Annotated in this window: 19 protein-coding genes; 6 read left to right on the top strand and 13 right to left on the bottom strand. The window is 57.4% G+C overall.

All coding sequences use genetic code 11. The features are described from left to right. Positions 1-220: 220 nt before the first annotated feature. The 3 genes from ACR2TX_RS23985 to ACR2TX_RS23975 all read right to left on the bottom strand — a co-directional run bounded on the left by ACR2TX_RS23985 (position 221) and on the right by ACR2TX_RS23975 (position 4,410). On the bottom strand, positions 221-1,570 hold the full coding sequence (locus ACR2TX_RS23985) for a hypothetical protein (RefSeq protein ID WP_210024014.1): 1,350 nt from the start codon (positions 1,568-1,570) through the stop codon (positions 221-223). A 371-nt stretch (positions 1,571-1,941) separates the two neighbouring features. Beyond that, positions 1,942-2,712: a Crp/Fnr family transcriptional regulator gene (locus tag ACR2TX_RS23980; RefSeq protein ID WP_434130841.1), complete on the bottom strand. Its 771-nt coding sequence runs from the start codon at positions 2,710-2,712 to the stop codon at positions 1,942-1,944. A gap of 822 nt (positions 2,713-3,534) precedes the next feature. Then, positions 3,535-4,410, bottom strand: coding sequence for a radical SAM protein (locus ACR2TX_RS23975; protein WP_434113801.1), 876 nt, complete (start codon positions 4,408-4,410; stop codon positions 3,535-3,537). A 181-nt stretch (positions 4,411-4,591) separates the two neighbouring features. Here ACR2TX_RS23975 and ACR2TX_RS23970 point away from each other — a divergent pair, with 181 nt between their 5' ends. Beyond that, complete coding sequence (locus ACR2TX_RS23970; RefSeq protein WP_077729444.1) at positions 4,592-5,272, top strand: hypothetical protein; 681 nt, start codon at positions 4,592-4,594, stop codon at positions 5,270-5,272. 442 nt (positions 5,273-5,714) lie between these two features. Here the strand turns inward: ACR2TX_RS23970 and ACR2TX_RS23965 are convergent, their stop codons facing one another. Together ACR2TX_RS23965 and ACR2TX_RS23960 are read right to left on the bottom strand one after the other, a co-directional pair. Beyond that, a complete protein-coding gene (locus ACR2TX_RS23965; protein WP_077729446.1) occupies positions 5,715-6,443 on the bottom strand; it encodes an MBL fold metallo-hydrolase in 729 nt (242 codons plus the stop codon). 253 nt (positions 6,444-6,696) lie between these two features. Continuing rightward, positions 6,697-7,026: a hypothetical protein gene (locus tag ACR2TX_RS23960; protein WP_434130839.1), complete on the bottom strand. Its 330-nt coding sequence runs from the start codon at positions 7,024-7,026 to the stop codon at positions 6,697-6,699. A gap of 333 nt (positions 7,027-7,359) precedes the next feature. Between ACR2TX_RS23960 and ACR2TX_RS23955 the strand changes: the two genes are divergently transcribed. Both ACR2TX_RS23955 and amoC read left to right on the top strand, forming a co-directional pair. Next, on the top strand, positions 7,360-7,959 hold the full coding sequence (locus ACR2TX_RS23955; protein ID WP_240506976.1) for a helix-turn-helix domain-containing protein: 600 nt from the start codon (positions 7,360-7,362) through the stop codon (positions 7,957-7,959). 369 nt (positions 7,960-8,328) lie between these two features. Further along, complete coding sequence (gene amoC / locus ACR2TX_RS23950; protein WP_086134307.1) at positions 8,329-9,144, top strand: bacterial ammonia monooxygenase, subunit AmoC; 816 nt, start codon at positions 8,329-8,331, stop codon at positions 9,142-9,144. A 121-nt stretch (positions 9,145-9,265) separates the two neighbouring features. Here the strand turns inward: amoC and ACR2TX_RS23945 are convergent, their stop codons facing one another. From ACR2TX_RS23945 to ACR2TX_RS23925, 5 genes are all read right to left on the bottom strand, one after another. After that, the gene (locus tag ACR2TX_RS23945; RefSeq protein ID WP_156880702.1) at positions 9,266-9,778 is read right to left on the bottom strand and encodes an HXXEE domain-containing protein; all 513 of its coding nucleotides are present in this window, start codon (positions 9,776-9,778) and stop codon (positions 9,266-9,268) included. Positions 9,779-9,917: 139 nt separating this feature from the next. Further along, the gene (locus ACR2TX_RS23940) at positions 9,918-11,033 is read right to left on the bottom strand and encodes a hypothetical protein (RefSeq protein WP_434130838.1); all 1,116 of its coding nucleotides are present in this window, start codon (positions 11,031-11,033) and stop codon (positions 9,918-9,920) included. Between the two features lie 451 nt (positions 11,034-11,484). Further along, positions 11,485-11,949 (bottom strand): pyrimidine dimer DNA glycosylase/endonuclease V, encoded by a 465-nt coding sequence (locus ACR2TX_RS23935; protein WP_077729456.1) that lies wholly within the window; start codon positions 11,947-11,949, stop codon positions 11,485-11,487. A 278-nt stretch (positions 11,950-12,227) separates the two neighbouring features. Continuing rightward, positions 12,228-13,709 carry a PQQ-binding-like beta-propeller repeat protein gene (locus ACR2TX_RS23930; protein ID WP_434113781.1) on the bottom strand — a complete coding sequence of 494 codons (1,482 nt, stop codon included), beginning with the start codon at positions 13,707-13,709 and terminating at the stop codon, positions 12,228-12,230. Positions 13,710-13,901: 192 nt separating this feature from the next. Further along, positions 13,902-14,327: a hypothetical protein gene (locus ACR2TX_RS23925; protein WP_205780704.1), complete on the bottom strand. Its 426-nt coding sequence runs from the start codon at positions 14,325-14,327 to the stop codon at positions 13,902-13,904. 564 nt (positions 14,328-14,891) lie between these two features. Here ACR2TX_RS23925 and ACR2TX_RS23920 point away from each other — a divergent pair. From ACR2TX_RS23920 to ACR2TX_RS23910, 3 genes are read left to right on the top strand one after another with little or no spacing between them, the layout of a single operon-like run. Next, a complete protein-coding gene (locus tag ACR2TX_RS23920) occupies positions 14,892-15,500 on the top strand; it encodes a CDP-alcohol phosphatidyltransferase family protein (protein WP_156880706.1) in 609 nt (202 codons plus the stop codon). Further along, the gene (locus ACR2TX_RS23915; protein ID WP_156880707.1) at positions 15,497-16,438 is read left to right on the top strand and encodes a phosphatidate cytidylyltransferase; all 942 of its coding nucleotides are present in this window, start codon (positions 15,497-15,499) and stop codon (positions 16,436-16,438) included. The genes ACR2TX_RS23920 and ACR2TX_RS23915 overlap by 4 nt, the downstream gene beginning before the upstream one ends. 2 nt (positions 16,439-16,440) lie before the next feature. Beyond that, positions 16,441-17,118 carry a lysophospholipid acyltransferase family protein gene (locus tag ACR2TX_RS23910; RefSeq protein ID WP_077729463.1) on the top strand — a complete coding sequence of 226 codons (678 nt, stop codon included), beginning with the start codon at positions 16,441-16,443 and terminating at the stop codon, positions 17,116-17,118. Between the two features lie 473 nt (positions 17,119-17,591). Here the strand turns inward: ACR2TX_RS23910 and ACR2TX_RS23905 are convergent, their stop codons facing one another. From ACR2TX_RS23905 to ACR2TX_RS23895, 3 genes are all read right to left on the bottom strand, one after another. Beyond that, positions 17,592-18,422: a hypothetical protein gene (locus ACR2TX_RS23905; protein ID WP_434130836.1), complete on the bottom strand. Its 831-nt coding sequence runs from the start codon at positions 18,420-18,422 to the stop codon at positions 17,592-17,594. Then, on the bottom strand, positions 18,416-19,516 hold the full coding sequence (locus ACR2TX_RS23900) for a hypothetical protein (RefSeq protein WP_086134316.1): 1,101 nt from the start codon (positions 19,514-19,516) through the stop codon (positions 18,416-18,418). The genes ACR2TX_RS23905 and ACR2TX_RS23900 overlap by 7 nt, the downstream gene beginning before the upstream one ends. A gap of 406 nt (positions 19,517-19,922) precedes the next feature. Further along, a complete protein-coding gene (locus ACR2TX_RS23895; RefSeq protein ID WP_434130835.1) occupies positions 19,923-20,366 on the bottom strand; it encodes a DUF2269 family protein in 444 nt (147 codons plus the stop codon). Between the last annotated feature and the right edge of the window lie 137 nt (positions 20,367-20,503).

The following is a 20,503-nucleotide window of genomic DNA, read 5'->3' as shown; positions in this document are numbered from 1 at the left end:
CCTAATCAATGGTGGGCAAGGTCCCCAGCTGAGGCACGTGCCATGATGGCCCGGGCCAAAGCCGGGGATGCTTAACGCTAACTCGGACGTTCGCCGAGTCCGCCGGGCAGGGCTACCCCGCTAGGGGCTCTATCTCTTGCGAAACAAGCCTTCCCGGTCGGTCGGCGGTTAAAAGAAGCACATTGCTCCGATACGAGAGCGGATTCACGAAACCTGCCGGTTACGATGCGCTTCGGGCGTGTCTGTTCAATACCCGCTCTATCGTTCGGGGAGGCTTGATGGCCACACCGGGATATTCCGTCAAGTCAACGCCGAACACGTTCACGCTCGGGTCGGAGGAAAATTCCAGGGATGTAGCCGGTTCGTCCGATACCGTGTTATCCAGGATCGCATCGAGATTGTTATTGGCGTCTTGATACGACACTGCTTGTGCCTTGTCCAGAAACGCCACGAACTGCTTGTAGTCATCGGAGGTCGTGTCCAATATCGATGCCTTCAAGCCGGTGACGTAGTACTCGTACTTGAAGTCGAAGGTCAATTTCTCCACCGTTGCACAACTGGACGTGAAGGCATGCTGGGAGGAGTCGACCGAGATGTAGTAGTACTTGATCTTGGGGAAGTAGACGGTCGTCTGATCCGAAGCATCTACGGGAACCGCTTCGTGACATTGACCGAGCAAGGCGGTCGCATAATGCCTGGACTTGTCGTCCCAACTCGCCCGCAGGGATTGTCCGACTCCTTGCACAAACTTCACGACATCACTCACGATGCTCTCGGGAGCCGCAGCCGCGTCGAATAGAAGCTTGATCAGCGAGGTGCTGAACTCGGTGATGACCTGAGTTACAGAGTAAGTTTCCGTTGTGACCCTGTAATTCGTGAGTCCGCCGGCCTGAGTCAGCAGAAATTGCATATAGTGGGTCACGGCGGCGTCCCACTGCGTTTTCGGCACGCTGTCTCCCGGCAGAACCTTGCCGGGGTTCTTCTGTAGATAGCCGAAAACCTTGATTCGCAGGGTCGCGAAGAAGTTGGAAACTTTGTCGCAGACCTCCCGTCCGGTTTTGTATTCCGGGTTGCTGGTAACGAAAGAGCTGGACATGTTTACGAACGAGATCAGTCCATCCGAGTCCTGGAAGGCCGATTGGTCCGTGGCGAGGACTGCGTCTAAAGCCGCGTGGGGGCCGGCGGCGATGATTTGATCCAGTTCAGCCAAGGACATGGTCGATACGGCACTCAGCTTCAACGCGCCGCCATGGGTGCTTTCACCTGCTTCCACGACCTCTACCCACGTTTCTTCCACCTGGAATAGCAGCCTGTCGCTTTTACCTTTTCCGTGCGTTCCACTCGGGTATATTTCTACATAATTGTTCTTGCCCGCCAATTTTCTGGCGTCTATTCCTTTCTTCCTCAAAAGAGAAAGCCACTGCGACATGTAGTCGGGTTGTCTCTTGGTATCAAGGCAAAGCTGCGCAATTTCGCGCAACACCTCCTTTGCCTTCCCTTCGTCTTGAAGAGACCTGTCAATCTGTTTTTCGATCTTCGCCACATCCGTCCGATTCTCATAGGTACACATATCAACCTCCGAAATGTTGCGGCGCTTGGTCCATAAATTAAGCTCCCTCGAAGCGCCCTTTAGCGGCGGAGCCTAATGCGTTAGCCTGGAGGTGCTGAACTTCCGCCGGAGAGGAAATGTCCAGCGCATCTTCAGAACGCGCTGACAAACTAACTCGGCCGCAACGAGATATCGGTACGCTGGCGTACCCAATGCAAAAAAAATTGGAATCGAACGGATGATTTTGACGCTGCAAGCATGCTGTTAGTCCTGTCTGCACGGTTAAACAGGACTGGCGTATCCGCGCTACCGCAGCAACCGGCCGCTCCCCTTCCGCAGTGCCCGGGCCACGCCCCCTAATGGGCGCCGATTGTTCCGGCGTTCCCGACTCGTTAATGACGGATGGCGTTTCCAACCCGTCGCGAGTTTGCTTCCTGGTTGACGGCCCAATAGCATTCACAAACGGCCGCTTCCAAGCCCGACCGGTCCAAAACCGTGATTCGGCCCCGGTAGCAAACAATCAGTCCCATTTCCTGCAAATGGCCCGCAGCGACGGTGACGGTCGCCCGGCGGCCGCCCAGCATGTTGGCAATGCCGTCCTGCGTCACGGCTATCTCGTTAGACGAGAGTCGGTCGAGGCGCAGGAGCAACCAGCGACATAGGCGTTGCTCCATGGAATGGAAACGATTGCACACGGCGGCTTGTGCAACCTGAGCAAGAAAGGCTTGGCTATAGCGCAACAGCACGCGCTGGAGTAGGTCGCCGCGGCAATATTCAGCATGCAGCGAGGCAAGCTTGATTCGGAATGCGTCCCCGGCGAGTGTGCAAACTTCCTGGCCTGGCGCCGTCCCCCCCAGGAAGGTGTTTAAACCCACGACGCCATCGTTGCCTATGACGCCGATTTCTACGGTCGAACCGCTGGCCAGGGTATAAATAAATGAGACAAGAGCGGTTGTTGGAAAATACAGATAAGCTTGCGTGCAAAGCGGGGTTTTCGGCGAAATTCGGGTAATCTCCAGATGGGGCGTCAGACGCTCGATCTCCCCATGGGAGAGTTGGGTAAGTAAACGATTACCGACGACACAGGAAGACTTACGAACCTGTGAAGCTACACCCGCTCTCAATTTTGAAAGCTCCTTGGCATAAGTGGACATGTCCCTCATGTAAAGTAGCCTCGATCCGTGGCTCGGTCGGTACGCTGGAGTACCGTAAGTGTCCATTGCAGAACGGGGAGTCTCAATAACGTGATATCGGCGGCGAAGCCGCGAGACAGCTAAGCCTTATCGTCGCGTCCAATTCCACATCGCGCCCGTCGACACAATAAGCTCGTCCTCATCTTTAGGTGCGACGGAGTATGGCGAGACCGCCAAGGGGGTGAGCCGTTTCGCCACGAGCTCACGCCGCGTCCGGGAAGGTGCGGGGCATCGAAGCACCGGAAGGTCTCTCGTGCTGGATGTGCTTGATGCCGGAGCCGGTGGGCGTCAGTCTTGGAGAGTGTTGCGACCTGATCAGGCCCTGTCCCCGTCCGGGCCATTTGCGCAATCGTTTTGGGCTTCCGACGCCGCCTTGGTGAACTCGGGCTCGATTTCCGACATCCTCGGCGGGGATTCCTAAGTTGAAAAGGAGGTCAGGAAGATGGATGAGACAGGGATCGTTACCCTTTTTCCTTTCGGCGGTCGCGGCGGATTTACATAGCAACTGCACGATTTCGCGCTGAGGGGAATAAATTTCTTTGCGGTGTTCAAGATTCTACGGCCCGTGGCGATCGGCCGGGTCAATCGGGAGTTTGCGAAGTGCCCCGAATCCTACCGTCCGTGCTTTCTCACCGCGAAGTTGCGCTGGTTCCCAGACTCCCGTTTGGGAACCCAGTTCGAGAAGCTCCCGCTTCGCGATTCGCATGCGGTTTTGAGAAGCTTGAGTTTCTCGGATAAGACTCCGAAGCGGGAGCTTGGGAGCCAGCGGAAAGAGTGTTCTTTCGGGTCGAATCATCGGTTCACGCGGACGGCCATGTCGAGCGCTCGAATCGCTTCCGCGATTCGATCCAGAAATGCCTCAGGCAAAGCCGAGAGCCGTGGCGCCTGCTCCTGCATCGAGGGCCGCGCGAGGCCGTAGAGCAGGATGCCCCGGATCGGCACGCTACGCCGTTTGAGCTCGGCCAAGAAATCCAGATACGCGTCCAGTTCCGCTTCGGAAGGTGGCTCGCCGTCGAATGCGAATAGGCAGGTTTGAATCCAGGTGGGACAAAGCCGTGCGCTGATCTCCAGATTGCGGAGCACGGTCTCCGGGGCGAGGTTGACCTGGTTGATCCGAAGCATGCCCTCGGCCGTCGCGCTGTCGACTTTGAACCAGACTTCGCCCCCGAATTCGCCCCAGCGTTTCACGCCTTTCTGCACGACGGGCTTGTGCATCAGGCTGCCGTTGCTGATCAGCACGAGCTTGATCTTGCCGAGCAGGCCGAACTCGCCGCAAACCGCGCCGATCCACTCGACGATCCGGTCGAAGGTCTTGCAGCTGGTCGGTTCGCCGTTTCCCGAGATGGCGATGTCCTTGATGGCGCGCTGTTCGTTCGGTATCTGAAACCGTTCGTAGAAATCGCCGAGCAAGATGTCGTTCAAGAGTTCGAGCAGCTCTTCTCGCAGACAGTCTTCATCAATGTCGGGAGCGGCGCCGCGGGCGAGATTCGGCACCTGGCAGTAGACGCAACGCCAGTTGCAGGCATTGTTGGGGTTGAGATTGATGCCTATGGATAACCCGCCGGAGCGCCGGGAAATGACCGGGTAAACATAGGTGAGGCCGGCGCTGTCGCGGCTGTGGTTCGTGGTGGTGAGTCGATGCATGAATTGACGGGAGGGTTTGCTCATTAGTCAGGCGTGATGTTTACAAGTTTCTTGAAATACTACCTTCCCCGCAATCGATTTTGCCCGAGCGCAAGGCCTCAGCACACCGTTTTTCCGCCGTAGCCCAGTTCCGGCTCGGTGTTGAACTCAGACTCGATTTTCGACATCCTTGACGGGTTCATTAGTTGACAGGGAAGTGCAACATATGGATACAACAGGGACTGTTTCCGTTTTTCCGTTCGGCGGACGCTGCGGGTTTACCCAGGAACTGCACGATCTCGCGGTGAAAGGGATAAACTGCTTTACAGTATTCAAGATTCTACGAGCGGTGACGATAGGGCGGGTCAATCTGGAGTTTACGCAATGCCCCGAGCCTTACCGACCGAGCTTCCTTACCGCGAAGAGGCTTCGCGAGTTCGCCCTTAACCCCGAAAACGGGATGTCGGAGAGCTTCATAGAGGAAGCGCTGGCAAAAGGCGACGAGTGCTACGGCATCTGTGACGGCAATCAGCTCGCCTCTTACGGCTGGTATTCGTTTCGCCCGACGCGCATCGATCCTCCGGATCTGCTGCTGCGCTTCAACCGCGACTACGTCTATATGTACAAGGGATTCACGCATGCTCGCTATCGCGGGCAGCGGCTCCACGCGATCGGGATGACGCTGGCTTTGCAACACTATCTCGGTAAGGGATACAGGGGACTGATCTCCTACGTCGAGTCGAACAATTTCGACTCGCTCAAGTCGGTCTCGCGGATGGGATATGAGGAGTTCGGCTCGATCTATCTGATGAGGATTTTTGGCCGCTACCTCACGCATGCGAGCCGCGGCTGCGAAAGCTTTGGCTTCGCCCTCGAGGAACTGTCGGCGGAACCCGCCGGATTGTAGCGGCATCCGGCCCAACCCATTCTCTCCCAGGGAGCCGATCTACAGCGCATGCCATCGAGGTCAAAAGGAATCAGACGCGACCATTTTGCTTCCTCGGGCTGCCCATCCTTTTCGGAGCGTAGCATGAAATATCCCATTCGATCCCCTACTGGATTCTTTTCATGATTCTCACTGCATGCCGAGTTTCCGAAATGCAAGCGGCAGGTCCAGAAGTGACCGAATGTGTACGGTGGCGCCTTGCAGTTGCTCCAACGTATGCGAGGTAAGAACCGCAATTACCCGCATGCCGGCTTTCAAACCGGACGCTACTCCGGCCGGGGCATCCTCGACTACGATACAGCCTTTTGGCGGGACAGGATCGGAACTGGCGGACGCTTCATGTTCTCAACGGCCGAGGGATTAAGTCGGTCATTTGGGTATCCCCAAGGCCACGCGGCCTGTACTAAGCTGACAGTGCGTCTGCCAGAGCACGCAGCAGTTTCGCGCCGTCGCCGGACCAGGCGCTGCCGTGCATGCACGCGAGGGTGGTCGGCTCGGTGGCGGCCAGCCGCTCGAGGAGCGCATGGCTATCCCGCCCGTGCGAGAAGTAATCCATTTTCTGTCGGAATGCCTCGCTGGGTCCCAGGATGTCCGTTTCCGTGACCGGGGGTAGATTCGCGCCGCCCTGCGTGAACAGATCGCCGCAGAGCAAGGTGCGGGTTCGTTCTTCCATCAGGAAGCCGCATTCCCAGGCATGGGGCAGATGGGGCGTATCGAGCCAGCGCACGCGATGTTTGCCCAAGGTCAGCATCTCTCCGTCTGCGAGCGCCCGAGGAGCCCGATCGGCCAGATCTTGGATGGAGACCATCGCCGCAACCGCACCGCACACGGGCACGGATCGAGGGGATACGGCAAGCCATTCATTGAGTGATCCACACTCGTCAGCCTCCACGTGCGAAAAAGCGATGTATCGAAGCCGTTCGACCGGCAGTATGCTCGCCACGGCTTCACGCACCAAAGGAAACATCTTTCGAGGCCCGGTGTGGAACAGCAAAGGCTCATCGTCGACGATGAGATATTGGTTGAATGTAAAGCCGTCTGCGCCTTCGATCACAACTGGCGTATTGATGCGGTAAATCCCTTCGGAAACTTCATGGACGTTGGTCCCCGATTGGCTATTCGTAACAGTCATGGCATTCTCCTTGATCCTTAATTATGCGGTTCATGATGGGAAAATAGGTCCTCGTTATCCAAGGCTGGCGATAACAGGTTAATTCGAAAAAGAGAAAAACGGTTCCTAAGCCCAGAGTCCCAATTGATCGTCCTTCTTAGACGCTTTTCTCAATGGGCTTTCCCATCACCATGATGCTTTTGTTTTCATGAAATTCTAACGACGAGTAGAAGCGCGAATGGATATTATCTCTATGGGTGGCCAGGTATATTCTTTATACTCCACTTTCTCTTAGCATTTCCTCAAGCGTCATCGTAAGAGCTGTGCCGACTTTTTCCCTTTGAATGGCTTTGCTGATACATATTTCTTTTAGGCAATAAGGCGTAGCGAAATTCCATCGCTTAACTCCTTCAAAAAGAAAGCCACATGTATCGTCGATACTTATTTTCTTGATAGCGACTGCTTTAGGAAGAGCTAGAAAGTCACTCGGCTTTTCAAAGGTATTGTTCGGCGTCCATTCTTCATTCCAGGGAAACTCATGAAAACTAGCGACATATAGCTCAGAACAACGGACTAAATCACCATCATCAATGTTCGAAAACATTATTTCCATCGTTTTGTTCAAGCTATTGCTTCAGTAGCGAAAAAGGGGGCGGACGCCTAAAATACCAGTATATGACCCTATTTTATTCCGTTTTGATAACAGACCAAGTCGAACCTGCCGACGGACAATGGTAGCGCCTCGATAAAATTGACGGAAAATTTTGCAAACTTTAGCCTATTCTGAAATTCTTGCAGATAGTCCTCCATGAGTAGTTTCCAGCAACTTTTCTCCTCAAAACGCCGACCCCAAGTTAGTTGTGAGTCCTGCAGTCTCGGCAGACTCTGCATTCCGCAGGGCCTTAGCGAGCAAGAAGTGGAGTTGGTCAGCAGGATCGTGACAATCAATCGCACGCTCGGCAAAGGCGACTATCTCTATCACAGTGGGGAGTGGTTCCACCGCTTTCTGGCGCTGAAGTCCGGCACGGTCAAACTGGTTACCCTGGACGGCGCAGGCAACGAGTATGTCGTCGATTTCGTGATGCCAGGCGAACTGCTGGGCTTCGACGGACTCAGCGGAGAGCGTTATACCTGTTCCGCGATTGCTTTGGAAACGGTCAGCTACTGCGAGCTGCCGCCTCATCAGCTGGAACGGTTGGGACGGGAAATCCCCAAGCTTTCGCAGATATTGTTGCAGCTTTCCGGAAGTCAATTCCAACTGGGCATCCAGCGGGTCGTCCTCAGCCGCCGCCAGGCCGACGAACGTTTGGCGGCATTTCTGGCGCATCTTTCCGAACGTCATCGAAAGCGAGGATTCTCGCCAACGGAGTTTCGTCTCAGCATGACCCGGCAGGAAATCGGAAATTATCTCGGTCTGGCACCGGAAACCGTAAGCCGCCTAATGAGTCAATTCGAGGCGAGCGGGCTGATCCTGGTACAAGGCAAGATGGTCCGCATACTCGACATGGACGGCTTGCTGCGATTCTGCTCACAATGATTCCTAATTCCAAATTGCTTTCAATAAGGAATTAATTTTTGTAGGGTGGGTTAGGCCGCGAGGCCGTAACCCACCGAGCGGCCTCGAATCGGTGGGTTACGCTTCGCTAACCCACCCTACAATTAATGTTCACTCGAATGCCGAATGGAATAACCCCTCGGCAGACATTCCCGCTTTCCCCCGAAAAACTGATCTGGATCAGTTTAGAGCCGCTCAGCGGCTGACCTGAAACAAAATACCCGCCATCCCCTTTCTTTATGATCTTCGCCACGGTCAGACCTCTTCAAGGTCGCGCCGTTGCAATGATCAAGAGCTGTTCGCAGTTCGTTCGACAAGAACCAAAACATATTGATTTTAGGGGAGCACACGATGGCTACTAGCGATTTCGATATACAGCAAGAGGCAAAAGCGACTCCTGCCGTCGGCGCACGGGAGAGCGATGCGCCGCTGCTCAACAAGCGCAATCTTTTCGGCGGCGTTGCACTTTACATCGCCTTCTACGTCTGGGTGCGCTGGTATGAAGGCGTGTACGGTTGGGCGGCCGGTCTGGACTCGTTTTCACCGGAATTCGAGACGTACTGGATGAACTTTTTATACACCCAGATTGTGATCGAGGTCATTGTGGCGTCTCTTCTGTGGGGGTATATCTGGAAAACTCGCGACCGCAATCTCGCCGCCGTGACGCCACGCGAGAACCTCCGCAGGAATATGACCCATCTGGTTTGGTTGTGCCTCTACGCCACGGCAGTGTACTTCGGCGGAAGTTACTTCACCGAGCAGGATGCAACCTGGCATCAGACCGTGGTGAGGGATACCGACTTTACGCCCAGCCACATCATCGAATTCTATCTGTCCTATCCGATTTACATCATCACCGGATTCGCCTCGTTTCTCTACGCAAAAACCCGTTTGCCGTACTTCAGTGTGGGCATCTCTCTTCCCTACATTGTCTTCACCGTCGGCCCGTTCATGATTCTTCCGAACGTCGGTTTGAATGAATGGGGCCACACCTTCTGGTTCATGGAAGAATTGTTCGTGGCACCGCTGCATTACGGCTTCGTCGTATTCGGCTGGTTCGCACTGGCCATCTTCGGCGTGCTCTTGCAAATCATGGATTGCGCCAAACAGCTGATGGGTAGGGAAGTGTGCGATGCGATCGACGCCGGTGTGTTGAAACTTAGGTAAGATATCCTCCAAGCTCGCACTTTAGTGCATGAGCAAGGCGGTTTTGCAGAGGGGGGCAAAACCGCCTTTTTATTCCTTCTTACGTCATAACGCCTCTGGTATTTCTCTGGCTTCGTGCGGGTTATGGCAACGGCATTCCAATCCGCAGAAATGCCGGTCTGGCTTTTCGGCCAATGAAGAACAGTACCGGTATGCTCGCCAAAATGACTGCAACACTCGCTGGACCAAACCACGCGAATTTGTCGGTGCTGATAGATCCATCCTGCACTCCAACATACAGCAGCATGCTGCACACCGCCAGATTGAATAACAAAGCTGTTGCCGTGCCTGGCATGTATTGGCGCAACGCAATGGTTGCCAAGACATGCGGAAAGAAGACATTCAGCAGCATTGCCAACGCGTAGCCGGCTATAGCGTAGGCTGCCATGGCTTGCGGGCCTTGTATCGAGGAGAGATATGCGACTCCATAGGCAAGAAGCGCAAGGACTGCCGCAGCGAATCTGAACTCAAACGCACTCACTGGAGCGCGCCACCGACCGCCGCGCATAGACCACTTCGGTAAAAGCAGCGCTTCTTCCGCATTGTGCAGAGTGACGGCAACTGCAAACAGCCAACCAAGCGTTGAGTAGGTCATGGAAAACTAATGCCCCGGTTCACCACCGCAGCCACCGGAGGGGACGCCGGCGAATCGCGTAGAGTTGCTTCTTGCTTTCATGCATTAGCACTCGATCCTCAAGCAGGGCAAGGTGTCCGGGACCAATCCCAAGCAGCCGCTAATCGTTCATCAGTTCAAATGACCCCAAGGGCAAAGCGCATCCGTTCAACAGAACATCGACCCGGTGCGTCCCGGTGTAATGTTTGCGCGTCGTCATCTCGGCCAAGGAAATAGTCTTCCCCAGTTGTACGGTTTCCTGAGGCGCGAGCTGGATAGTTTTTAATTTGAAAACCTTTGGACTGGTCTTTCCGTTAGCCTTCACAAAATGGACGCGGAAATCCACCAACACACGCTGCCGTTGCGAATCGGTGTTTGTGATTTCAAAGGCGATCGCCACCGAGCCCCCAATCATGGGGCGTTCAGGAGTGATGCTCGCTTTGTTTACCGATACCTTTGCATTTTTGCCGAAACCCAGAACCTCAAGAACTCCCGGTTCGGCACGCTTCACGGCTGAACGTAGCGCATGATGGATGAGCCAGCGTCTTTCATCCGTCGCATCCGTCATCCACCGGTGTGCGGTTTCGACAAGTATTAACGGATGGTCTTTGCCGATATCGTTCAGATTATTTGCTACGGAACGGCGCACATAAAGTTCCGGGTCGTCCTTTAGCAATTCAAGCAGTGCCAACACCGGTCGGGGGTCTTTCTGGAAAGACCGCAGCCGGGGCGCCCACGGCAAGCGGGGACGAGTTCCCTCGGATACGAGGCGACGAACATGGGGACTTTGGTCTTTCGCCCAAAACGTAAGGCGAGCAAGCGTTGCTTCCGGATATCGCTCCAAGAATGGCCGAATGCTGAACTCGGCAGAAAATCGTTGCGTCAGCTCGTATTGGGCGTGCATCGAAACCTCGAAGTGGTCGAGCCCGTATCCCGCAACAAAGCAAACGTGCGGAAGATACAGGAAGGGCGCCATTCCAAAGTTTTCGGTCTTTTCGAGTTTCGGACCGAGCGAGTTAATCAGTATCTCGACCGCCTCCGAATAGTCGTCAGGCAAATGGCGGCGAAGCGCCTGTGCGATCTTCAATCCACGCGGCATCAGATCGAGAGCCTCGTATCCGTCAAGAGCGTCTCTGACGAAGGCGTCAGCAGAGAATCGATGAAATTTCGCAGATATCATCCCGGCAATTTTGCCGGGCACGTCCACTCCGAATTGATTCTTGAGCGGTTCAGCCAAGCGAAGACTCCTTGTATAAGAAACTGTTCGAATTCACCGGGTCGTTGTGAGTCGCGCGAAACGCCGCTTTGCGACGAAACCGGCGGGATGACGGCTTGGACGGCAACCTCATCGGTGATTCACCGCCAGTTTTACGCCGAACTCGACGAGCCGCACGCCGGCAAGCCGAGTCGCGGGTTCGGGATAAACTGAGTCAGGCTATTTTTGTTTGACCCCGCCTGTTTCCGTTTCAGTGAGCATAGCCACTTCGCCTAAAGAAATCTGTACCAAATTACAAACGTCTGATTCTTTCAGCGAAAAACCGCATTCCATCAATTACGCGATGGCGTCGACAGTCGGGCATTCCGTCGTTTCATGCGGCGCAATATCCGGGTACGCCACGTCCTACGCAAGCTGACCCTTGTTGTGACCTGTAAAGTGGTGAGGCGGGACGATGGTCCGAGGGCGGACCTCAAGAGCCGGCTGCACCCGGTTGTCGGGCGTCGCCGTGCCCTTTCTCCCATTCGGCGATGCCGCCAGGCACAGTGTAAAAAAGCGGGTGCGGTTCCGGAATGCGGACGCGGGCGATCCTAGCCAGCCATCCCGGATCGCGTGCTTCCAACTTACTCAGTAGATGCAGCCACTCGAATTCCAATTGTCCGCGGCTTACCGCGATACGGCCGTCTGCCTGCGAGCGACTGATCTTTGTCGCCGTAAACCGGTAGCCGCGGCTTGCCGCCTCCGCGTAGACCGCCCTTAGGTACTCGGCAAGGAATCCGACCGGGTCAGGCTGGGTGCGAAAACGATGAAGTTGCGGGTGATGAACGTAGCCCTTCGTTTTTCCTTCGAGTACGGCCTGGGCAAGCAGGGCCTCCCGCCACAATGTGACCAGACCGCATGGGTCGAGATATTTCGGATGCAGACTCCAGAGCCTCATAGCCGCTACTTTTTAACTGTTGTTCAACCAAAAACCGACACCGAGAACGACGCAAGAGTTCGCAGCTTCGAGGTGTATATGTTGATGGCTAGTTGAGGCGTTTATTGTTTGACTTCGGCCGTTTCCGTTTCACAAAACGAATCACTTGGCACAATCCGAAGCCAATACGAAAGCCCGACCCGTTCACAGGCTGACCCGCCCGGCACGGTGAGTTTCCGGGGATATTGGTGGTGCGCCCATTACTTTACGCTTGGCGCCGTGATCAGCAACAACGGCCGTCAGGGTCTCGCTGATGCCGGCGCGATCGGAGGACGTACCGTGCCCGGGCACAGGCTTCCGGGAGGACAACGCGACGGCGGCGCCGGAAAGCCATAGAGCGTGTCGCCCGCGAGCGCATAGACCCTTCCGTTGGCGGAGATCGCCGGCGACGAGAGGCCGCCGCCTTCCCAGAGGAACTCCTCCACCACTTGAAGGCTTGCCGCGTCGATGGTGTACAGCTTGTCCACGCCCGAGACGAAAATATGAGTGCGCGATGCCGCCGCGGGCGCGATCGATTCCGACGCGAGCGGGATGTGCGGATCAACGACGCCCACGTTCGGATAGGTGCTCACCAAGGTGACTCCGCCGGCTCGGTCCACCATGACGATCTTGCCGTCTCCGGTGATCGTCGGCGTCGTGCCGGTGTGGGGTACGACGACTTCCGTCCAATTGACCGGATGCGGCCCGGCGAATAGAACCCAGCCTTGCGAATCCGAATTGCCGCGCACGACCGAATGCCCGTCGCCGAGCATGACGGGCGAGGACATGCTGATTCCCCTTTCATCGTTGGTGATGTGCTTGCGGAAGTTCTCTTGGAAGCCGGCCTCTGGCGAGAAGGTGTAGCCGACGATGTTCTGATAATTGTCGGCAACGACCACGAACGGCTCGTTACCGATCGATGTGAACAGGGCCACGCTCGGCATTGGCGGATTGACTTCGGGCGGCAATTCGTTGGGCTCCGGTATCGGTACCGTTTCCTCGAGAAAACAAGGAGGAAGAAAGAAGAATATCCCACACAAAGTCTCGCCGACGCTCGCGCCGCCCGTTATGTCGCCGTAATCCACGGTGGTGACCGGCTGGTTGAACAGAACGCCGCCGCCGGTGGAAAACGCCACGATGCTGATCACGTGGCCGTTGTAGCTACGGTGAAGGACCGGCACGAGGATGACTTCGGTCGCACCGGAGCGCCAGATGTTGGGCGCCGCGCTCGTCACACCCGTTCCGAATTGAGCCGGCGTGAGGGTGCCTTCCGGAAAGGGGGCCGCCCAAAGCATGGCGGCGGTGGAAGTGAATCGATACAGGGTCAACTCGTTACGGGTGACTACCTGGCCGCCGCGATGATCGCGCACGGTCCTCGCGCCGATCACATAGATCGAGCCATCGGCGCCGATGACCGGCGAGGCCACGATTTCATGGCCTGGCGTGTCGCGCGTCCATTTCAACGTACCGTCCGGTGCGAACGCTTTCAGCAGACCGGCCCGATTGCCGAGATAAACCGTACCGTCCGCGGCGATGACGGGGCCGGCGCCTATTGCAAACGAGCCGAGATCGGCGACACGCACCAGGTCGTTTGCGGCGGGTGCCGTATCCACATTGACGAATCCCCTGTTGGCGGCATCGCCGTGCGCATGGTCCCAGGTTGCCGTCGCGCCCGACACTGCCGAGAGCAAGAACGCGGCAAGGATGATGTTTCGAACCGAACAGAGTTGCCTGTGCAGCATGGCTTATTTCCGCTCGTCCGGATTCTCTAAAGGGTCAGTGGACGGATCAGACGTTTACCGTTCATTTCGGCGGCTTCCGTTTCACTCGGCATCGTCGTTTCGCGCGAAGAGATCTAGACCTATAGCAAAAGTCTGCCCCCAAAAAAGAAGGACCGCGATGGCCAAACCTACGGGCCCCTTTGCTTCCGCAAATCAATAAGCCCACCAGTATCCCGGTCCCCACAGTTCCCAATTCATGGCGGCATCCTCGTTCATTTCGGCGGCCATTCTTTGATCTTCGGCGATTCTCTGTTGCGTTGCCAATCGCTGGTAGCGCTGGTAAGCCTCCTCCGGCCCCCAGTAAACGCACCGGCACGTCGTGGCATCGGCGTAGACGTAATACACCGTGCCGTCCTTCTCGTGCGGCACCAGCTTGTGCTGGGTCAGGCTCTTAACATGGGCGAGCTTGTCCGGGGTGTCGGCGGGTTTTACCTTGAACCCTGCCGCGGCCAGCAATTGCTCGGTGTCCCTCGCCCGGTCGGCCTCCATCGTTGCACAAGACGAACAAAGCCCACCCAGCATCGCAAAGGCCAAAACCCCGGAGAAAATGCGCGGGTTGAAAATACGCTGCGTGTCCATGTTTGAATCACTCCTTTGATCGAAACCTGTCAGCCATTCCTTGTGTGACACCTCTCCACCGGGAATATATCCACAGATATCTACAAATAAGCCCGACCGTTTCCCGCCGTACCCATTTGCCAATTCGGCAATACTGCCGGGTGCCGGGTAACACAAAGCGGGTATGGCTCCGGGGTGCGAACGCCGATGATCCCAGTCATCTCGGATCGCGCGTTTCCAACCGACTGATGAGATGCCGCCATTCGAATTCCAATTGTCCGCGGCTTACCGCAATATGGCCGTTTGCTTGCGAAAGCGCTGAAGTTGTGGGTGATCAATAGCCATGTCTTTCCTTCAAGTATGACCTAGGTACGCAGACCCTCTGGTCGTAAAACAATTAGGCCGTATGAGTCGTGATATTTCGCAATAGGTGGGACATTCGTTTTACTGGCAAACTATGCCGGGTTTCCTAGGCGTTGATTTGAGGTGCATTGAACAGCTTGAGAACCGTCTTGCGCGAGGCGGACCAGCTATGCCCAGAAAAATGAACTCCGAAGCTTCAAAAAAAAGAATAAGGACAACATCATGCCCAGCATTTACCAACTCAAACCCCTGTTCCAGCAAAGCCTGAGCGGCATCGTTCGAAAACTGGCGGCTATCGGTGTTACGGCCAATCAGATCACGGTATTGGCGGCGGCGCTTTCCGTCGCTCTGGGCGCGGCGCTGGCGTGGTTTCCGCAGAGCGCGTCATTGTGGCTGAGCTTGCCGGTCTTTTTGTTCGTGCGCATGGCGCTCAATGCCATCGACGGCATGCTGGCGCGGCAGTACGACCAGCAAAGCGCGCTGGGCGGGCTGCTCAACGAAGCGGGAGATTTGGTCTCCGATGCCGCGCTGTATCTGGCGTTCGCGATTTTGCCAGGCGTCCATGCCTGGCTGGCGGTGGCCGTGGTCTTGCTGGCCTGGCTGACCGAGTTCGTCGGCGTGTGCGCCGTGACGGTCGGCGCCTCGCGCCGCTATGACGGTCCCATGGGCAAGAGCGACCGCGCGTTCGTGTTCGGCGCTTGCGGGTTGGTGATCGGGCTGGGTTTGCCTGCCGCATCCTGGCTCAATATTGTGCTGATGATCGTCGCCCTGTTGTCGCTCGCTACCGTGTTGAACCGCGCTCGCGCGCTCCTGGGGGAGGTTCAAGCATGAATTTGACGCACCTGCCCGATGTGTTGCTGTATGCGCTGGCCGGCATCTTCCTGCTGCTCGCCATCGCTTCGATAATCACTTTCCTGCTCCCGAAGCGGTATCCGAACAAGGACTACACCGAGCTGCGGCTGCGTGTACGCACCTGGTGGCTGATCGTCGCCGTGTTCTGCCTGGTGGTGGTGTCCAGTCCGTCGATGGCGGTGGTGGTGCTGGGGCTGGTGAGCTTTCTCGCCTTCAAGGAATACCTTTCGCTGATCCCGACGCGCCGTGCCGATTATCGCGTTCTGTTCTGGGCCTATCTCGCCATCCCGGTTCAGTACTACTGGGTGCACATGGCTTGGTACGGCATGTTCATCATCTTCATTCCGGTATACATGTTCCTGTTCCTGCCGTTGCGCATGGTGCTGGCCGGCGATACACAGGGGTTTCTGCGATCGGCCGGCATCATCAGCTGGGGTTTGATGACCACCGTGTTCTGTCTCTCGCACATGGCTTATCCGCTGGTGTTGCCGCAGCCGGTGGGCGCGCATTACAACGGCGCGACGCTGCTGCTGTTTCTGGTGGTGCTGACGCAACTCAACGATGTCGCGCAGTATCTCTGGGGAAAGAGCCTGGGCAGGCGCAGGATCGTCCCGAACGTCAGTCCCAACAAGACCTGGGCGGGTTTCCTCGGAGGCGTTGCGACCACGACGCTGCTGGCCTGGCTGATCGCACCCTGGCTGACGCCGCTGACGGAGATTGAGTCGTTGTTGGCGGGGCTTTTGATCGGGATTTGCGGTTTCGTCGGCGACGTGGTCATCTCGGCGCTGAAGCGCGACATCGGCGTCAAGGACAGCGGCAGTTTGCTGCCCGGTCACGGCGGCATCCTCGATCGGTTGGACAGCCTCACCTACACCGCTCCGTTATTCTTCCATTTCATCCGTTATCTGCACTACTGATCATGCAGCGCCTGCTCCGCCTGTTATTCGTCCTCTTGGTGGCGCGTCCCGTCACCCTGTTCGTGCTCGGCCTCAATATCCGCAATCGGGAACGGCTGCCGGTGCGCGGGCCGGCGATCGTTGCCGCCAATCACAACAGCCACCTGGATACCCTGGTGCTGTTATCGCTGTTTCCGTTGCGCGATATTCACCGGGTACGTCCCGCCGCAGCGGCCGACTACTTTCTCAGCAAACCCTGGCTCGCATGGTTTTCGCGCAATTTCATCGGCATCGTGCCGGTCACGCGGGGCGGCGGGAACCGCCATCACGATCCCTTGAGCGAATGCCACGAGATACTGGCCCAGGACGGTGTACTCATCATCTTCCCCGAAGGCACCCGGGGCGAGCCGGAAACCATGCAAAAACTGAAGTCCGGCATCGCCCATCTCGCCATGCACTGCCCGCAAGCGACGGTCGTTCCCGTGTTCACGCACGGACTGGGGCGAGCCATGCCCAAGGGCGAGTGCCTGCTGGTGCCGTTTTTCTGCGATATGTTCGTGGGCGAACCGATGCGCTGGACCGGCGACCGGCGCAGCTTCATGGAACTATTGGAGTCGCGGTTCAGGTCCTTGCAATCCCAACTGAATCCGGTAAATCACCTGTACGAAGGCGCCACCAATGCCCCCGAGTCGCACCAATGAGCGCCGCTTTACAGCCACGGCGGAGAATTCCGGCATTTTTGACAGGCTGAGTCCCCATCGCCGGTTCTCGGTCATGCAGCCGTGCCGGCGCTTAGAGCGTTTTCTTCTCGTTCGTACGACAAAACAGGCTCGGCGGAAGTGGTTGGCGCCTTCGGCTGGGGTGAATTGATTCAAGCCTTCGTAGGTCGGCAATCCTTTCCCAATCGCAAACGGTCGCTTTAGTCGCGACCCTTCCGACGAAGACGCTCGGCCGGGACGTGGCGTCGGGAAGGGGGGCTTCGGCGCTCCAATCGCAAACGGTCATCCCAGGAGCGCTGGGATGACCGTTTGCGATTGGAATGGATTCCCGACCGACTCGCGAGTGCCCGTATAGCCGACGTAGCCCGGATGAAGCTTGCGGAATCCGGGATGATCGGCGCTTCTACCTCCCCGGATTTCACTGCATTTCATCCAGGCTGCTCGCTGTATGGGACTCATTCCCGCACGACATGCCATCCCGATTCGCCGGGCCGGAATTTCAGTTGACCGTGCTTGAGCGGAATCACGGCGCTGCCGCTCTCGACCACCGGCAAATCGGTGGGCAGTTGTTCGAGGTCGGGCGAGAACCATTTCCAGCCGCTCCCGCGCGGCAGCTCGGTGCCGAACTCCAGCGGGTTCTGCAGCCAGACCAGGTCGGGCAAGCGCTGCTGCTCCGGCAGGCTCATATACCACCGTATCCAGCGGCTGTCGCGCGAATATCCCTGCTGCACGTATTCCTCCTGCCATGCGGGCAGTTCCGGCGCGGATTGCATGACGATGACCGTCGGTTCGATCGAGACGATGAAGAAGCGATAGGGCGCCACGCGCTGGCAATAGGTCACGATGGTGTTGCCGTAATCGTCCTGGTGGTGCACGTCGCCGGGCTGCAGCTGTTCATAGACGCTATAGGTTTCGAAGGTGCCCGCTGCGGGCCAGGCATTCATCGCGCGGTGTTTCTCTAGGAAGGCAAAGGCCTTGTTTGCCGTGTCGAGCGGGTACTCCTTGCGCCACGAGTTGGAGCCCCACGCGGGGACGCGGGTGATCCCGTTGTTCCAGTCCCAGGATTTGAGCGAATAGTAGCGTGCCTTGCGGCCGGGCGCCGCCCATGGCAGGTCTGAGTTCGTGGCGATTTCCTTGGCGAAAAAACTATTGAGCACGGCAACATCGATCCAGGGCAGGGCGGCCAGGAAAACCCCGAGCGCGAGCAGTGCGCCGAGTACCAAAAGTATGATCGTGACGATTTTCATGGGCGCTGCGCCCGCATCCGGCGTGTCATAAGTCAGCAATCGTAGCCCCCTTCCTGTTTCACGGTCACTCCGGGAAAGCCGGCGAGCATTTGCGCGGCGTCGCGGATGGCGCGCGAGCCGTGTCGCCCGTAAACGGACCAGACTCCGAGCTGCAGCATCGCATAGCCGGGCCCTTTGGCCGGCTGCAGGTCGACCCAGGTGGCCTGCACCGGTTGCCCGAGCTCGAACATCACGCTGTCCCGCAAAGTCGAGGCGCACCAGATGCCGTTCGACTCGCTGCTCCAGAGTGCGAAGCTGTGCGGGTTGAGCTTGGCGGCGATATTGGCAGGGGTATCCAGAAGTGTGGGTTGGTACAGGCTGATACGCGCCTGGCGTGCGGCCAGCGCCTGAGGTGTGGCGTCTCCCGTCAGCCAGTACGCGTTCTGCGGCCAATCCAGCACGAAGGTCCGCAACTGCGACGGCCGTTCGGCCATGGCCGTCAGCCGGGCGACGCGAGCACGCCATTCCTCGATATAGGGTTGCGCGGCCAACTGCTCGTTCCAGCTCAACCACAAGGTGCCGGCGGATTGGCCGCCGTCGACTTTACGCAACCCGCCGTAGATCGAGAGACCGACGCTGGTCTCGGGGCGTACCCAGCGGGCATAGAACGGCACGCAGTCGGCCGGATCGGCATAGGACGGGATTTCGGAACGGCTCACCTGGTCCGGTGGTCCCAAGCGTTCGGACAGGGGCGCGGCCCAGATTTCGGGCTCGGGCGTTCCGGTCCCTGCGGGCGCCAGCTCGAAATCGACGCTCGTCACCGGGCGATCCGTCGCGGGTGCCTCCAGGTGGACGTTCACCGCCGCAAAGCCGTAAGCGCTCGCGCAGAGCAGCCTGACTTCTTCCGCCCTGTGGCAACCGTGCCCCGGCTGAATGCCGAGCTGCCGGCACGCTTCCTCGAGCGTCGCGCCCCAGGGAACGAACTGATCGCCGATCCCAAAGCCCTTCTGCAGATTCAGCATGTGGATTCCCCCTCCCGTAACGAAAACGATGCGGCGAGTATAGTCAACGGGGCGGGTGTCGGCGTAGCGTGCGCCCCGGCCGTAGTGCGGAATAGGGTATTCCCGCATTCCGCCGATGGAGCCGCTTCCCATGCGGCGGAATACGCGGGTGCGCTGGCATTCTACATGAGCTGAATTTTGAGTGAGGGGATTTCTACGTCCTTGAGGAAGCTCTGAACAAGTGGATTCCGTTCATGTCCCTTCGACAGGCTCAGGACAGGCCTGTCGAAGGGCTTAATCAGAGCTTCCTTAACATGGTAGTCCAGCCGACATTTGGAGCGCGGCGCAAAACGGTCGGCTGGAATGACAAACTAGGCCCCGTGCTCCCGATGTGCCACCGTACCCGATTGGTAAGCCGCTCAACGGCGCCCCTCGCATTTGACCTCTTCCTTGAACTCCTCACGGCTGGCTTCAAGCTTAACCTTTCGGGGGCACCAGCATTGCTAAGAACTTGCGCAAATGGAACACCGCGGAATTCGCGTCCGTGCTGACGGGTTTGTTAGGACTCCCGTTTCGCTTCCCCCCATGGGTACAGCTTCGGGATATACAGTGTCAGCGCCGTTGCGATGACAATAGCAACGACGGTGCCGACAATAAACAGCGTCCAGCTCATTGGCCGGATAGCGCCAAGCGCGACTATCAAGAATAGGATGGGCAGATCAAGAAAATGTGTGAAAGTGGGAATCCCTTCGCCCCGGGCCTTCTCGAGCTCCGGCGTAATCGCGCCCGCCTGCAGGGCCTCTCTGGTGATGCGCCGCAGGCGCATGAGGTAAAAGCGGGTGACCGTATTGCCCTCGACAAACTCGAAGGCGAAGAGCACAACCATTCCGAGCAACCAGGGAACTTGCACGAAATTCCAACCGCCATAGAACTCGATCATCATCCAGGTTCCAGAAGCCAGCAGAAGAAGGGCTCCCGGTACAACCAGTCCATCGTAGAACACTATGGCCAACGCCTGTGCTCAGCCGCTGGCAAACCGCACATCGGTTTACCAGTTGGTTGGAGCGGATTTTTGGGTGCGATGGACCTCAATGAACCACTTCGGCCTGATTCGCCAAAAGTCCGTGCGGACATGGCTTG

This window comes from Methylocaldum sp. GT1BB, from assembly GCF_051027545.1.
Taxonomy (GTDB): domain Bacteria; phylum Pseudomonadota; class Gammaproteobacteria; order Methylococcales; family Methylococcaceae; genus Methylocaldum.
Note: the sequence above shows the minus strand (reverse complement) of the source record. Positions and strands in the feature narration are given on the sequence as shown.